We start from the raw sequence: 15145 nt of genomic DNA, 5'->3' as shown, positions 1-15145 counted from the left end.
TAACATCACTATTGATAAGCGAAACCTCATGAATACGCATACTGAACACGCTACCGCTCCCCTTTACGTCGGCTACGTTTTGAAACGCTACCCGCGCTTTTCTGAAACTTTTGTCGTGAATGAAATTTTGGCGCATGAACGCGAAAACTTGAAAATCGATATTTTTGCCTTGGGCCCTGTGGAAGAAACCCATTTCCAAGACGGCATTTCCAAAGTGCGCGCGCCGGTTACCCGTTACAGCAACAAACAACACAAACCCGATGCAGTATGGCAATTGTTTCAGACGGCCTTTAAAGAGTTGCCCGACTTTGGCAAGCATGTAGCCGATGTCAGCTGCAATGTGCATGAATTGGCGCAAAGCATTATGTTGGCTTTACAAATCAAAAAACGCGGTATTCAACATCTGCATGCCCACTTCGGCACGCAAGCCACCACCGTCGCCCGACAAGCCGCTATTTTTGCCGGCATCAGCTACACCTTTACCGCCCACGCCAAGGACATTTATTTCCAATATGCTGAATCTGTCGAGCTGGATAAAAAAATGCGCGATGCCGCTGCGACGGTAACTGTATCCGATTACAACTTGGCCTATCTGCGCGAACAATACGGCGAAGATGCTGCTAAAGCCGTGCGCGTTTACAACGGCATAGATTTAGACAAATTCCCTTATACCGAATTTGCTTCACGCGAACGCCACATTGTCGCCGTCGGCCGCTTGGTACCGAAAAAAGGTTTTGATGTTTTGCTGGATGCCTTGGCTTTGCTTAAAAAACAAAATGTCGCATTCCGCTGCACCTTGATTGGTGGCGGCCCATTGCAAGCTCCTTTGGCCGAGCAAATCGAAACCTTAGGCTTGGGCGATGTGGTGACTATGGTTGGCCCTATGCCGCAACCAGATATTATTAGCATGGTAAAAGGTGCCAATATGATGGTTGCACCTTGCGTCATCAGCGAAGATGGCGACCGCGACGGTTTACCAACCGTGTTGCTCGAATCCATGGCTTTGGGCACACCGGTGATTTCAACGCAAGTGGCCGGTATTCCGGAATTGGTTTCAGACGGCCACACCGGTTCATGCGTACCAGAACGCGATCCGCAAGCCTTGGCCGAAGCCATGCAGCGCTTGCTGGATGGCCATGATTTGTGCCGCACTTTGGCACAAAACGGCCGCCAGCTCATCGAGCAAGAATACGACGAAGACCGCAACGCGGCCAAATTACGCGCATTGTTTGCCGATGCCGTTGCCCAACAATCTGCCGCCAAATAAGGGAGCAAAACATGAGAGTAGCCTATATTTGTGCCGACCCCGGCATTCCCGTTTTCGGCACCAAAGGCGCTTCCGTGCATGTTCAGGAAGTGATTAAAGGCATGTTGCAAAAAGGACTGGATGTAACCCTGTTCGCGCAACGCTTAGACGGCGATGTGCCGGAAGAATTGAAAAACATCACCATCCGCCGCTTGGATAAATTACCGAAAGATTCCGCCAAAATCCGTGCCCGCGCCGCCTTGGATGCCAATGCCAAACTGGTTGCCATGCTGGAAGCAGAAGCGCCTTTTGATATGGTGTACGAGCGTTATTCTTTGTGGAGCAATGCCGGTATGCAGTTTGCCAAAAAAACACGGCTGCGTGGGCATTTTGGAAGTGAACGCACCTTTAATCGAAGAGCAGAAGAAACACCGCGAATTGCCTTTGGAAAACGAAGCGCAAGCCATTGCCGAATCGGTGTTTGCCGATGCCGATGCCATGCTTGCAGTATCGCCGGGTGTGAAACAATATTTAGAAACCTTTCCTAAAGCCCAAGGTCGCGTGCATGTGGTGGCCAACGGCGTGTCTTTAGAGCGCTTCGCCCCTGCCGCTGCGGCAAATACCGAACGTTTAGGCCGTCTGAACAGTGATTCGCCTGCCACCATCAGCTTTTTAGGCACACTCAAACCATGGCACGGCTTGGCAACTCTGGTGGAAGCGTGGGCTTTGTTGCGCGCGCAAAAACCGCAAGCCGACCTGCTGATTGTCGGCGACGGCCCTGAATATGAATCGATGAAAAACCGCATCGACAGCCTCGGCCTTTCAGACGGCGTGACCTTCAGTGGCGCGGTGCAGCCCGATGAAGTGCCGCAATGGTTGGGCAAAATGGACATCGCCGTCGCGCCTTATCCGCACATGGAACACTTCTATTTCTCGCCATTGAAAATTTACGAATACATGGCCGCCGGTATTCCGGTGGTGGCCACACGTGTCGGCCATTTGGAAAGCGTGGTTTCAGACGGCCTTAATGGGGTGTTGGTCGAAGCGGAAAACCCTGAAGCCATGGCGCAATGTTTGCATGATTTGCTCAACCAGCCTGAACGCTTGCAACAGCTCGGCCACACCGCCCGACTGACCGCCGAACAGTCACACAGTTGGCTGGCGGTGGTAAACGAAATTTTAGACATTGCCGCTGCCACAGGCCGTCTGAAAAACGCATAACCCCACAAGACTGATATCAATGAAAAACAACAATAATCAGCAAGACAAACCGCGCCGTTTCAGCTGGTGGCGCAAGAAAATACCGAGCGATGCGGCCGGCAGTTTGGCCAATAGCTCGTGGTGGAAAGTCGCTTACCGCTTCCGAGCCTACATCCGCCCCGAGCGCTGGCTGATTGCCGGTTCGCTGCTTGCCCTGCTGACAGCAACTTTTGTGCGCCTGCTCAAACCTTTGCCGTTGGCGTTTGCGGTTGACCATATTTTGGTGTCGGTGGTCGAACACGTCGATAAAATCGACGATGGTGTTGCCAATGAAACGGCGGTCAATAATATCCAAGTCGAAAACGTGATGTTCGGCATGACGCTGGAATCCATCGACACGCAATACCTGCTTTTAGACTGCGGCTTGGCCGTGATTCTGATTGCGCTGTTGATGGCAGCCGGCAGCTATTTCAGTACCATCGGCTTATCGCTGGCGGGTAGCCGCATTTTGGCCAAAGTGCGCAGCGATTTATTTGCACATTTGCTCGGTTTGTCGATGCGTTTTCACTCAAAAGCGAAAAACGGCGATTTGACCATGCGCTTGGTCAGCGATGTGGGCATGCTGCGCGAAGCAGTGGTGACGGCACTGATGCCGATGTTGGTGAATATTTTCGTATTGAGCGGCATGCTCGCCGTGATGCTGTATTTGGATTGGAAGCTGACCCTGTTTGCGATTGCATCGCTGCCGCTGCTATGGCTGACGACCAAACGTTCCGGTAAACGTATTCACCAAGTCAGCCGCGAACAGCGTAAAAAAGAAGGCAATCTGGCCTCCAAAGCCTCGGAATATTTTGCCTCTATCCGCACCATTCAATCGCTGTCGCTAGAAGACGAAACCATCCGCAGCTTTGAAGGCAACAACAGCCAAAGCCACAAGCAGGAAGTTAAATCCAAAGAGCTGGCCGCCGGTTTGGAGCGCCGCGTCGATATTTTGGTGGCGTTTGTGACTGCTTTTGTGTTGTTTTACGGCGCTAATTCGGTTTTGAAAAACCTGATGTCACCGGGCGAACTGATTGTGTTTATGTCGTATCTCAATAATTCGTTCCGTCGGTACGCGAATACGCCAAATACACCGCACGTTTATCAAAAGCCTTGGCGGCGGGTGAGCGCATTGTCGATTTGCTGGATCAGCAGTCAGACATTACCGACAAACCGGGTGCAGAAGATTTAACCCATACCCGTGGTCAAATCCATTTTGACCATGTGCGCTTTACCTACCAAGATCCCGGCCAAAGCGAAACGGCTGTGCTGGAAGACGTGAACTTCCACATTCTTTCTGGTGAAAGCGTGGCGATTGTCGACCCTTCCGGCTCGGGCAAAACCACGTTGACCAGCTTACTGCTTCGTTTGTATGAGCCGAAAAGCGGTGCGGTGCGTATCGATGGGCAAGACATCCGCAATTACACCATCGCCAGCATGCGCAAACACATTGCCGTGGTGCCGCAAGACAATCTGCTGTTTGGCCTGAGTGTGCGCGACAACATTGCTTTGGGTGCGTTACACAACAGCGGCGACGTTAAAGACGAAGAAATCATCGCCGCTGCCAAAATGGCCAATGCGCACGATTTCATCATGGCCATGCCTGAAGGTTACGACACGGTATTGAGTGAGCGCGGCGGTTCGCTTTCAGGCGGCCAACGCATCGCCATTGCACGCGCGGCCATCAACCGCAGCGCAGCACGATATTGGTGTTGGATGAGCCAACCGTCGGCCTTGATCGTGAAAGCGAAAGCCATGTGATCAATGCGCTGCATAAATTGATGAAATCACGCACCACGATTGTGATTACCCACGACTTGGCGTTTGCCGCCACCACCGACCGCATTATCTTCATTGAAAAAGGCGTGGTCGTGGAACAAGGCAGCCATGAACAACTGCTTGCCCTCGGCGGCCATTATGCCGGCTGGTGGAAAATGCAGATTAGTTAAACCAGAAGGACCATCATGCTGATTGAAGCTGATAAACGGATTGTATCGCGCGACAACTGCCTACCCGGGCTGGTTGCATTGCTGGATACGGAATTGCTATTGGAAAAGCTCAAAACTCTTGAGCCTTTCCAGCATGCCGTCAAAGTAGAGATTCAATATCTGCGTTACAAACCCGGCAATAGCTGCGCAAGCACTTTGTATATTGAATTGGGCGACGGCTCTTGTGTGCATTATTACGCCAAGGCCCTGACGCCCAAGCGTTTCGAAGAATCATGGAACAAACCTTCCCGCCAAAAGCCGGTGAAAAAAGGCGGCGCTTATGCGCCAGTAGCGTTGCCTGAATTTTGCATCATGCTACTACACCCGATACACGACCGCCCCATCGGCAAAATGGATTGGTTGGTTTCCAGCAGCGCCCTACGTCGCATGCTCAAAGCCTGCTCGCTGCCTGCTTTTGAAACAGGGAAACCCAAAGTCAATATTCTGCGCTACAAACCCGAGTGCCGCTTAGTGGCCAAAGTCAGCTACGGCGATGTGCCTGTGGCCATCTTGCGCAGCAGCACACCTGACGAATTCAGCAAAATGTTGATTGGTAATGCCTTCGGCGTCTCACACGGCGGTGTGGTGTTGACCGGCGCCGACGGCACCAGTTGCACCTTAGCCACTCGCTGGCAGAAAGGCGACAGCTTGTGTCCGGAAGAAGGCCATGCGCCTGATGATCAGCTTATTGCGGAATTAGGTAAAAAGCTGGCGCGCATCCACAGCACCAGCTATCAACACCCTACTCGCTATACGCTGGCTGACAAAATCCGCTCGGTGAACGGCGTAGCCAATACCTTCCGCCACATTCTGCCCGAATGCATCGATTGGTTTGAAACGCTGCAAAACCGTATTACCTGCGGCCTGACCCATTTACCGGAACAAGCCACGTTAATCCACGGTGATTTTTCGCTCGACCAAGTGATTCGCCGCACCAGAAAAAGCGGCGAAATCAAGCTGCACATTCTCGACTGGGATCGTTCTGCGCAAGGCCATCCGCTATTGGATTTGGCAAGCTTCATTGCCCGATTGGAATTGCAGCTGATTGAAGGTTCGGTAACACGCCATGAAGCCAACCGCCTTTCAGACGGCCTATTGCACAGTTATCGCAAAAAACAAGAAATCGATGAAGCCGGCTTGCGCCTGTTTACCGCGTCGGCACTCTTGCGCTTGGCCGCCGAGCCGTTTCGTAAACGCAGTCCGCATTGGGATCAATACACCCTGCAAATCCTGCAACGCGCACAAGCCCTGCTGGATGCGGAGCAGACCGTTTCTGCGCCTGCCCCTGCGCTCGCCAACGATTCGGTGCAAGACACAATCATCGCCGATTTGCTCGATACCGCAAAAATGCAGCCGCTGCTGCAACAAGCCGGCATTATCGGTGCCGCAGAACACCTTGCTTCTGCCAGTTTGCGCCATCACAAACTCGGCCGCCGCGCTTTGGTGGAATACGCCTTGCCTAAACAACACGGCAATCGGCGTTTTATCGGCAAATACCGCACCAAAGGCTTGGACAAACGCTCGCCACGCATTCAACAAGCCTTGTGGCAAAAAGGCTTTAACAGGCCGTCTGAAACCGGTGTGTCGGAAGTGTTGGGCTTATTGCCTGAATTAAACACTTGGTTTCAAAGCCGCATCGACGGCCAAACCATCAGCGCGCTGCTGTATCAGGAAAACCGCCGCTTGGCCTTTTTAGGCAGAGCCGCTGCCAATGCCTTGGTTGCCTTGCATCAAAGCGGTGTGGGTAACGATTTGGATTTGCCTTGCTGGCAACCGGCAGACGAATGGGGGGCTCAATAAAGCCTTAACCGAAGCGTAAACCAAGCTGCCGCATTTGGCCGAACGCATTGCCAAAGTTGCCACGCAGTGCAAAGCATTGATTGATTCGCTGCCCGAAAGGCCGTCTGAAACCTTACACCGCGATTTTTACCAAGACCAAATCCTCGAGCCCTACGGCACACCCGGCCGCATGGTGCTGCTGGATTTAGATTTGGCCTGCCGCGGCGATGGCGCATTGGATGCCGGCAATTATCTTGCCCATATTCAAGAGCTGGCCTTGCGCCGCTATGGCAAAACCGATGCATTGTGCGCCCACGAAAGCGCGTTCAGACGGCAATTTCTAACCTACAACCCACAAGTCGCAAACACCGTGGAAGCATATACAACATTAACATTGGCGCGCCATATCCGCATCAGCACTTTGTTCGACGAACGCAGCCATACCACCGAGCTGCTGCTGTGTGAAAGCCGCCTGAATACCCACCTCAAACAACCATAACGAGAAATACCATGAAAATTACCGTTGTCGGCGCAGGCTATGTCGGCCTATCCAACGCCGTTTTATTTGCTCAACAACACAACGTCACGCTTTTGGATGTCAACCAAGAGCGCGTGGATTTGATTAACCAAAAAATCTCGCCGATTCAAGACGATGAAATCAGCGTATATTTGGCCGAACGCACGCTCACGCTGCACGCCACCACCGATGCGTCTGCCGTATATGCCGATGCCGATTACATCGTGGTCGCCCCCCCCACCGACTACAATCCCGAAACCGACTATTTCGATACCGGCTCGGTCGAATCCGTGTTGACCACCGCTTTGGCAGCCAACAGCCACGGCCACATCATCAAATCCACCATTCCAGTTGGCTTTGTCAACAAAATGCGCGCGCAGTTCCAAACCGACCGCATCATTTTCTCACCAGAATTTTTGCGTGAAAGCAAAGCCTTATACGACAATCTTTACCCGTCGCGCATCGTCATGGGTGACACCGGTGAAGCAGCGCAAAAATTTGCCGAAGCCTTGCGCGATTGCAGCCTGAAGCCGGATACGCCCATTATTTTGACTAATCCGACCGAAGCCGAATCAATTAAACTGTTTTCCAATACTTACTTGGCTTTGCGCGTGGCCTTTTTCAACGAACTGGATTCGTTTGCCGCCACCTTCGACCTCAACACCGCCGACATCATCGACGGCGTACCTGCCGACCCGCGCATCGGGACGCATTACAATAATCCGTCGTTCGGCTACGGCGGCTACTGTTTGCCGAAAGACACCAAGCAATTGCTGGCCAATTACCAAAACATTCCGCAAAACCTGATTACAGCGATTGTCGAATCTAACCGCACACGCAAAGGCTTCATTGCCGAAGACGTATTGCGCCACCAACCGTCCACCGTCGGCATTTACCGCCTGACGATGAAATCCGGTTCCGACAATTTCCGCAGCTCCAGCATTCAAGGTGTGATGAAACGCATCAAAGAACACGGCGTACCGGTGATTGTGTACGAACCCGAATACCACGACAGCGATTTCTTCGGCTCAGAAGTGGTGCAGGATTTAGACGAATTCAAAAAACGCACCGACATCATCTTGGCCAACCGCCTGCATGAAAACTTGGAAAATGTCGCCGACAAAGTGTACACACGTGATTTGAAAGGCAGCGATTTATAAAGCAGGCACTTGAATCTAAATTACTTTCAGACGGCCTATTTCATCTCATCAAGGCCGTCTGAAAAGTTTTCAAACCGTATTGCAATTCATCTATTCACCATCGATTTGCTTATGCAAAGGCCGTCTGAAACTGGTACAATATCGCCATTTTTCAGACGGCCTTTTATTGCGCCGCATTCTCTTTTCATTCCACAAAGCCCAACATCATGACCCAAGACAAAATCCTGATTCTCGACTTCGGTTCACAAGTCACCCAGCTCATCGCCCGCCGCGTGCGCGAAGCCCATGTTTACTGCGAGCTGCATTCGTTTGACATGCCATTGGAAGACATCAAAGCCTTTAATCCGAAAGGCATTATTCTTTCAGGCGGCCCTAATTCCGTTTACGAATCCGACTACCAAGCCGACACCGGCCTGTTTGATTTGGGTGTGCCAGTATTGGGCATTTGCTACGGCATGCAGTTTATGGCGCACCACTTGGGCGGCGAAGTGTCTCCGGGCAACCAACGCGAATTCGGTTACGCGCAAGTGAAAACCATCGACAGCGAACTGACCCGCGACATTTTCGACGGCCAGCCCAACACGCTTGACGTGTGGATGAGTCACGGCGACAAAGTATCTAAATTACCGGAAGGTTTTGCCGTGATCGGCGATACTCCGTCTTGCCCGATTGCCATGATGGAAAACGCCGAGAAACAATTCTACGGCATTCAATTCCACCCGGAAGTCACCCACACCAAGCAAGGCCGTGCGCTGATTAACCGCTTCGTGCTCGACATCTGCGGCGCGCAACCTAGCTGGACCATGCCAAACTACATCGAAGAAGCCGTGGCCAAAATCCGCGAGCAAGTCGGTAGCGACGAAGTGATTTTGGGCTTGTCCGGCGGTGTCGATTCATCGGTAGCCGCCGCACTGATTCACCGTGCCATCGGTGACCAACTCACCTGCGTCTTCGTCGATCACGGCCTGCTGCGCCTGAACGAAGGCAAAAACGTGATGGACATGTTCGCCCGCAACTTAGGCGTGCGCGTGATTCACGTTGATGCCGAAAACCAATTCATGGCCAAACTCGCCGGCGAAACCGACCCTGAGAAAAAACGCAAAATCATCGGCGGTGAATTTATTGAAGTCTTTGATGCCGAAGAGAAAAAACTCACCAATGCCAAATGGTTGGCACAAGGCACCATTTACCCTGATGTGATTGAAAGCGCCAGCGCAAAAACCAAAAAAGCCCACGCCATCAAATCGCACCACAATGTCGGCGGCTTGCCGGAAAACATGAAACTCAAATTGCTGGAGCCATTGCGCGATTTGTTTAAAGACGAAGTACGCGAACTGGGCGTTGCGCTCGGTCTGCCACGCGAAATGGTGTACCGCCACCCATTCCCGGGCCCGGGCTTGGGCGTGCGTATTTTGGGCGAAGTGAAAAAAGAATACGCCGACTTGCTGCGCCAAGCTGACGACATCTTCATCCAAGAATTGCGCAACACCACCGATGAAAACGGCACCTCATGGTACGACCTCACCAGCCAAGCCTTCGCCGTATTCCTGCCGGTCAAATCCGTGGGCGTAATGGGCGACGGCCGCACCTACGATTACGTCGTGGCCTTGCGCGCTGTGGTTACCAGCGACTTCATGACCGCACATTGGGCAGAGCTGCCATACTCACTGCTCGGCCGCGTATCCAACCGCATCATCAACGAAGTCAAAGGCATCAACCGCGTGGTGTACGACGTAAGCGGCAAACCGCCCGCCACAATCGAATGGGAATAGGCATTTGATTTTTTAATCATTAAATACTAAAAAGGCCGTCTGAAACATTCACAACAAATGCTTTCAGACGGCCTTTATCTTTCCCAATCACTCAACCGGATCGGCAATCAACACACGGCGGTTTTGAGGATTCCACACCAGATGCGCGGTTTGCTGCAATTTTTCAGCCGTCAATTCATCGGCCAAATGATGCATTTGCTGCAAATAACGTGCATCACCTAAATGCTGCTCGCTCAAAACCAATCGGTTCAACCACGTTTCAGCTCGTTTCAGACGGCCTTTTTCCTGTTGGATAAAATTGCGGCGTAAGGGTGCGATTTGTTTTTCAATAATGGTGTGCGGCAATTTAGCCAAAGTCGCTTCACCAAGTTGCCATAATTCATCTGCTTTTTCAGCAGTGGTCGCAAACCGTAATTCACTTTCCACGCGGTCGTTATCTGGATTGAGTGAGGTTTCAAATTTTAAGCTATACACACCCAAAGCCTTGTCGCGCAATTGGGCTTTAAGCTGCTCATAAGCCAGTGTGCGCAAAATCGAAATCTGCGCGGCGGTTTGCGGCGACCATGCGTACGGGGTAAACAACCATGCGGCTACATCACTGCGCTGCTTAACCGGATTCACTGCTTTACGCTCAACTTTTTGCCCGCTCAAGGCCAAATAAGGTTGCGGCTTTTCAGACGGCCTGCGCTCGATGGCGGCCAAATATTTTGCCACCAAGGGTTTCAGTTGGCTCGGTTTCTGCTCACTCAGCAGATAATACGTCATCGGCGCCCGGCTTAAAATCTGCCATTGCGCCAAAATTTCGGTCTCTTCGGTTGCTTCCAAATCAGCTTGGCCCGGCGAGGCATATGCTTTGCCGCCAAAGCGGATATCGGTCAGTGCTTTGTCTTTAGCCGCACGGCTGGATGTTTGCTCCATCGGAATGCGGCGAATCATCGGTATGATGGCATCGCGGTAATCCTCACTTACTTGCGGCGTGGCCACATAAGCGTGATACAGACGGAACAGATTTTCTGCTGCCTTATCCGGCGCACTGCCTTCCAACTTGGTTTCATTTGCTTTCATGCTCATGCTTAAGCTGAGTTTGTGCTGTTTTTTCCAATCATCAAGCTGCTCGCTGCGCCAACCTTGCGGTGCCGACTGCCACACGATTTGCTGTGCCAGCTGCGATTGCCACGGATTCAGATTCGGGCTCATGAAGCCGTTTTCGCTCAATGCGCGCAAATAGGTTTCGCCATCGGCGATAGGATGATTTAACACCACCACTTTATCGCCGTTTTGCAATGTCCAACGCGTGATATTGAGTTTTTTATCATATTGTTCGGCAACAATTTTTCCGTCAATCGGTTTGGCAATAAACACACCTTTGCCATATTCGACTTTGGCACGCAATTTAGGCAAATCGGCTTGCTGCCATTTATCTGCTTCAGCCTGAATTTGCGCGGCATTGGGAAAACTTTTGATTTCAGTCAGGCTCGGTGCTTGGATTTGCACCGATTTATCGTCGGCATTCAGCCATTGCTGTAAACGTGCGCTGATGTCGGCAGGCGCAATGGTCGGCAATACTTTTGCTGCTAAAGCGGCATTTTCTGCCTGCGTACGAACGGGCTTACCGGCAAAGGCATTTTCGCTGACCGTTTGAATCGCATCACCAAAGGCTTCAGGCAGAGTGGTTTTCTTTTTCGCCCGTTCGATGGCACTTTGCAACGTTGCCTTATATTCATCAAATTCGGCTTGCGTCACCGGCGCACGCAGGATGCGCTCGCGAAGTTTCAGGATTTCGGTCAAGCCTTGCTGATGGCCGTCGGGTGCGACTGAAGCGACAAAGCCCACCGCAACCGTTTCGCGGCCAATGTCGGCTTTGCGGGCGGTGATGGTACTGACGGCTTTGGGTAAATCGTGAATCTCATTTTTCACACGCTGCGCCAAGATTCGGCTGGCAAAGCGGTCGATATAGCGCTCGCGGATGCCGTTGTCGGTAGCATAATTGCGTGATGGCCGGTCGTTTTGGCGGAACAGCAGCGCCACAAAGCTGCCACCGCTGTCACGGTCTTGCAGTTGGTCGATGTGAAAGCCTTTTTGCAATTTCGGCTCGTAATAATCACCACTGCGGTCAGGCAATGCCCCTGCTTTCAGATGGCCAAAATGTTTTTCCAATGCAGCTCGCGCCTGCTTCGGCGTGATGTCACCGGAAATCATAACCTGCATATTGTTCGGCACATACCAACGCTGATGAAATGCCTGCAACACTTCTACCGGCGTGTTGCGTATGCTTTCTTGTGTGCCGATAATGGCAAAACGTGCTTGGCGGCTGCCGCTGCGGTTGACTTCATTGCGGCGGCGGTTCATCCGCTCGTTCACACCCAAACCGTTGCGCCATTCGGCTTCAATCACCTGCTGCTCTTTTTGCCAATCTTCGGCAGAAAATTCATGCGGCGACATCATGGCCGATAAGGCGTGAAGCGTATCATCCAATTGCTTCACACCCTGATTGGGGCTGAACATATACAGCGTTCGCTCGTAATTGGTCATGGCATTGAAATTCGCACCGTGCCGCCAGCCTTGTGCAATCAAAGTATCGCCTATCCCATTGGGAAATTCGGGTGCACTGCGGAATACCATATGCTCGACCATATGCGCCACACCGATTTCGCTGGTGCCGTTTTCATCGCTGGCACCCACGCCCACTTGAATGCGTACATCAATGCGACCGGGTTCAGACGGCACATTCAATACATGATAAACCAAGCCATTATTCAGACGGCCTGTGGAATAGGTATTGGCGGTACAAACGGAAAATGCAGCGGTTGAAAGTGCTGCGGTGAGAATGATTTGAGGAATAAGGGAATTCATGGTTGCTTTTCTTAAATTTCAGACGGCCTATATTCGGCTGAATTGTCTGAACGTTATGTTTTTAATAGATTAATAAATCAATCTCAATGCAATAAAGGCCGTCTGAAAAGCCAAGCAATCATTCAGACGGCCTTTGATTTAGTTTGGGGCAGTTTGCAGTGTTACTGGTATGATTGGAATTACTAAACTGAACATTCAGGTTGTTTTTCAATACTTCGCTGATGGTTCCATTGCCGGTTACGCGGTTTTGAATGTCTTTTTGGGTCACACGTTGCGTGCCTTTTTCTTGGGCAAACGTACCGTAAACCACAATTTCATTCAAATTGGCCTGCTGCTCTGCCTGCTGGACTTCATCCGCAGCATAACCATTTGAAGCAGCAAAAACCGGCAGCAAGGCCAGCATGATTGCGTTGGGTTTCATGTTTCAATCTCTTTTTTTAGGCTATAAAATGTAAAAAATCTTTCAGACGGCCTTGACCCTAATATCCATCCAAGCTCGCTGAAAATAGATAATGGTTCTTATTATTCTCTAACTCAAAAAAATATTTACCCTACTGATTAAACAGGGTAATTACTTTCAAAAATCAAAAATATTTGAGCTAATAATTCATGCAATTTTACTATTAGTGAATTGCTTATCAATTAAATATAAATATTTGAGATAATAATATGTTGCATTTTTGTTAAATAATTTATATTTGATTTACATTTCAATATATTACTTCTTAATCAAGTGCAAACAGGTTCTCAACTCAAAAGGCCGTCTGAAAATGCTTACAATCAACATTTTCAGACGGCCTGAGACCTTTTACTTACATTAAGCCGCTTTAAACGGCGTCAAATCCAATACTTCGTCATACATATCCGTTAATTCCGGCTGATGGCTCACAATCACTACTGTGGTATGCGGCAACCGTGCTTTAAGCAAATTCAGCAAGTGGCGCGCCGACTTCATATCCAGCGCCGATGTGTTCTCATCCAAATACAGATAATCCGGCTGCGTGAGTAAAGCGCGGGCAATGGCAATGCGCTGCTGTTCGCCTACAGATAAGGTCTGCGCCCAATTTTGCGCAATGTGCAGATGGTTTTGCCATTTTTCCAAACCGACATCAACAAGCAACTGCTGATAAACAGGGTCATCATGGCGTTGGTGCGACGGATAGCTGATGATATCAGCCAAGGTACCGCTGCCCAAATAAGTACGCTGCGGCAACAACAAACTACTGCCCTTCGGCGCCTGCCAGTTACCGTCATAATCTGCCCATAAACCACCAATGGTGCGCAACAGTGTTGATTTACCCAAACCGCTTTCACCGGCCAATTGCGTCCATTTTTGCGTGCTGACATTGGCTGCTACATTACACAAAATCGGTTCACCGCTTGGGGTGTAAATATTCAAACCATTGATGGCAAGGGAGTCAGCTTGAGGCGGTGTTTTATCGTTGGCCTGCTCTTTTAAGATGTTTTCACGGAATTGGTACAAACGCTGCACCGTTGCGCTCCATTCCGGCAGAATGGTGTAGGCAAACACAAACCAGCTCAATGAATTAAACACCGCCGAGAAAGCGCTGCGAATCTGCATCAAGCCACCTAACGTAATGGCTTTGGCCATAAACAGCGGCACACTTGCCAACACCGGCAGCATTAAGGGAAAACGGTCGTAACCGGTGGTAAAGAAACCAAGATTACGCTCGCGGTTCATCAAAGCGCGCCAATTGTTGATGATTTCGTTAAACTCCTGCCGTAAGGTTGTGTGTTCACGCGCCTCACCGTGATACAGCGCAATTTGCTCGGCATGATCATTTTTACGCACCAGCGAAGCACGGAAATCAGCTTCAAATTTTTGTTGACGGTAATTCAGTGCATGCAATTTACGGCCGATGATTTGCGTGAACATACTGCCCAATAAGGCATACACCACTGCAATCCAAACCAGATAGCCGGTTACCGTGATGTTGTGCCCCATAATATGAAAAGTGTGCGTGCCGGATAGCCGCCACAAAATCGCAATAAATGAATAAAGCTGCGCTAAATTAGTTAGCAAAGAAATGAACAGCTCAATCGTGCGCGACACAAAAATATTCACGTCTTCGGCAATACGCTGGTCGGGGTTGTCAGTGGTCTGCTTCAAAGCAATGCGGTAATAAGCGCGCTTGTGCAACCAATTGGCCAGTAAACGCTCGGTCAAATGTGTGCGCCAGCGGATAATCAATAGCTTACGCAGCCACGCCCGATAGACAGCAGCCACCACAAAAATCGCTACATAAACCAAATATTCTTGAATTAAAACATAGAGTTCTTTTGCTTTAAAGGCTTCTAAGGTATCGTAAAAAGACTTGCTCCACTCATTAATACGGACATTGATTTCCACCACACCAAACCCGAGTGCAACCAAAACAATCAGAATCAGCCACGAAAGCAGATTGTCTTTGCGAAACCAGTAATCTTTGAGAAACTAATAGAATTGTTTGAGAATCGTCAACATATTATTGCTATAAAACTTGTAGATAAAAATGAATATTAACCGCGGATTATACACGCTTAAAATTTGTTGTTTGATGTAATTTTTCAGACGGCATATTATTTGATAG

Annotated in this window: 13 protein-coding genes; 10 read left to right on the top strand and 3 right to left on the bottom strand. The window is 50.4% G+C overall.

The window, feature by feature from the left end; genetic code table 11:
- The first annotated feature begins 28 nt into the window (after positions 1-28).
- The 10 genes from CRG49_RS02495 (at position 29) to guaA (ending at position 9701) form a co-directional block, all read left to right on the top strand.
- The gene (locus tag CRG49_RS02495) at positions 29-1267 is read left to right on the top strand and encodes a glycosyltransferase family 4 protein (RefSeq protein ID WP_095502614.1); all 1239 of its coding nucleotides are present in this window, start codon (positions 29-31) and stop codon (positions 1265-1267) included.
- A gap of 11 nt (positions 1268-1278) precedes the next feature.
- Entirely contained in the window at positions 1279-1794 is a 516-nt protein-coding gene (locus CRG49_RS13465) for a glycosyltransferase family 4 protein (protein ID WP_229436874.1), read from the top strand.
- On the top strand, positions 1745-2467 hold the full coding sequence (locus CRG49_RS02490; RefSeq protein ID WP_229436981.1) for a glycosyltransferase family 4 protein: 723 nt from the start codon (positions 1745-1747) through the stop codon (positions 2465-2467). The genes CRG49_RS13465 and CRG49_RS02490 overlap by 50 nt, the downstream gene beginning before the upstream one ends.
- Positions 2468-2486: 19 nt before the next feature.
- A complete protein-coding gene (locus CRG49_RS13270; protein ID WP_198515140.1) occupies positions 2487-3677 on the top strand; it encodes an ABC transporter ATP-binding protein in 1191 nt (396 codons plus the stop codon).
- The gene (locus CRG49_RS13265) at positions 3599-4246 is read left to right on the top strand and encodes an ABC transporter ATP-binding protein (RefSeq protein WP_198515139.1); all 648 of its coding nucleotides are present in this window, start codon (positions 3599-3601) and stop codon (positions 4244-4246) included. Before CRG49_RS13270 ends, CRG49_RS13265 begins: the two co-directional genes overlap by 79 nt.
- The gene (locus tag CRG49_RS13260; RefSeq protein ID WP_198515138.1) at positions 4198-4434 is read left to right on the top strand and encodes a hypothetical protein; all 237 of its coding nucleotides are present in this window, start codon (positions 4198-4200) and stop codon (positions 4432-4434) included. The genes CRG49_RS13265 and CRG49_RS13260 overlap by 49 nt, the downstream gene beginning before the upstream one ends.
- A gap of 15 nt (positions 4435-4449) precedes the next feature.
- A complete protein-coding gene (locus CRG49_RS02480) occupies positions 4450-6273 on the top strand; it encodes a phosphotransferase (protein ID WP_198515137.1) in 1824 nt (607 codons plus the stop codon).
- Positions 6274-6307: 34 nt separating this feature from the next.
- Positions 6308-6751 carry a hypothetical protein gene (locus tag CRG49_RS13255; protein WP_100563017.1) on the top strand — a complete coding sequence of 148 codons (444 nt, stop codon included), beginning with the start codon at positions 6308-6310 and terminating at the stop codon, positions 6749-6751.
- 11 nt (positions 6752-6762) lie between these two features.
- Positions 6763-7929: a nucleotide sugar dehydrogenase gene (locus tag CRG49_RS02475; protein WP_095502615.1), complete on the top strand. Its 1167-nt coding sequence runs from the start codon at positions 6763-6765 to the stop codon at positions 7927-7929.
- 206 nt (positions 7930-8135) lie between these two features.
- Positions 8136-9701: a glutamine-hydrolyzing GMP synthase gene (gene guaA / locus CRG49_RS02470; protein ID WP_095502616.1), complete on the top strand. Its 1566-nt coding sequence runs from the start codon at positions 8136-8138 to the stop codon at positions 9699-9701.
- 87 nt (positions 9702-9788) lie between these two features.
- Here the strand turns inward: guaA and CRG49_RS02465 are convergent, their stop codons facing one another.
- The 3 genes from CRG49_RS02465 to CRG49_RS02455 form a co-directional block, all read right to left on the bottom strand.
- Complete coding sequence (locus tag CRG49_RS02465) at positions 9789-12554, bottom strand: M16 family metallopeptidase (RefSeq protein WP_095502617.1); 2766 nt, start codon at positions 12552-12554, stop codon at positions 9789-9791.
- 118 nt (positions 12555-12672) lie between these two features.
- A complete protein-coding gene (locus CRG49_RS02460) occupies positions 12673-12975 on the bottom strand; it encodes a hypothetical protein (protein WP_095502618.1) in 303 nt (100 codons plus the stop codon).
- A gap of 396 nt (positions 12976-13371) precedes the next feature.
- Positions 13372-14961, bottom strand: a complete 1590-nt coding sequence (locus tag CRG49_RS02455) for an ABC transporter ATP-binding protein/permease (protein ID WP_369832012.1) — start codon at positions 14959-14961, stop codon at positions 13372-13374.
- Positions 14962-15145 lie beyond the last annotated feature (184 nt).

Source organism: Neisseria sp. N95_16 (assembly GCF_002551535.2).
Classification (GTDB): domain Bacteria; phylum Pseudomonadota; class Gammaproteobacteria; order Burkholderiales; family Neisseriaceae; genus Neisseria; species Neisseria brasiliensis.
Note: the sequence above shows the minus strand (reverse complement) of the source record. Positions and strands in the feature narration are given on the sequence as shown.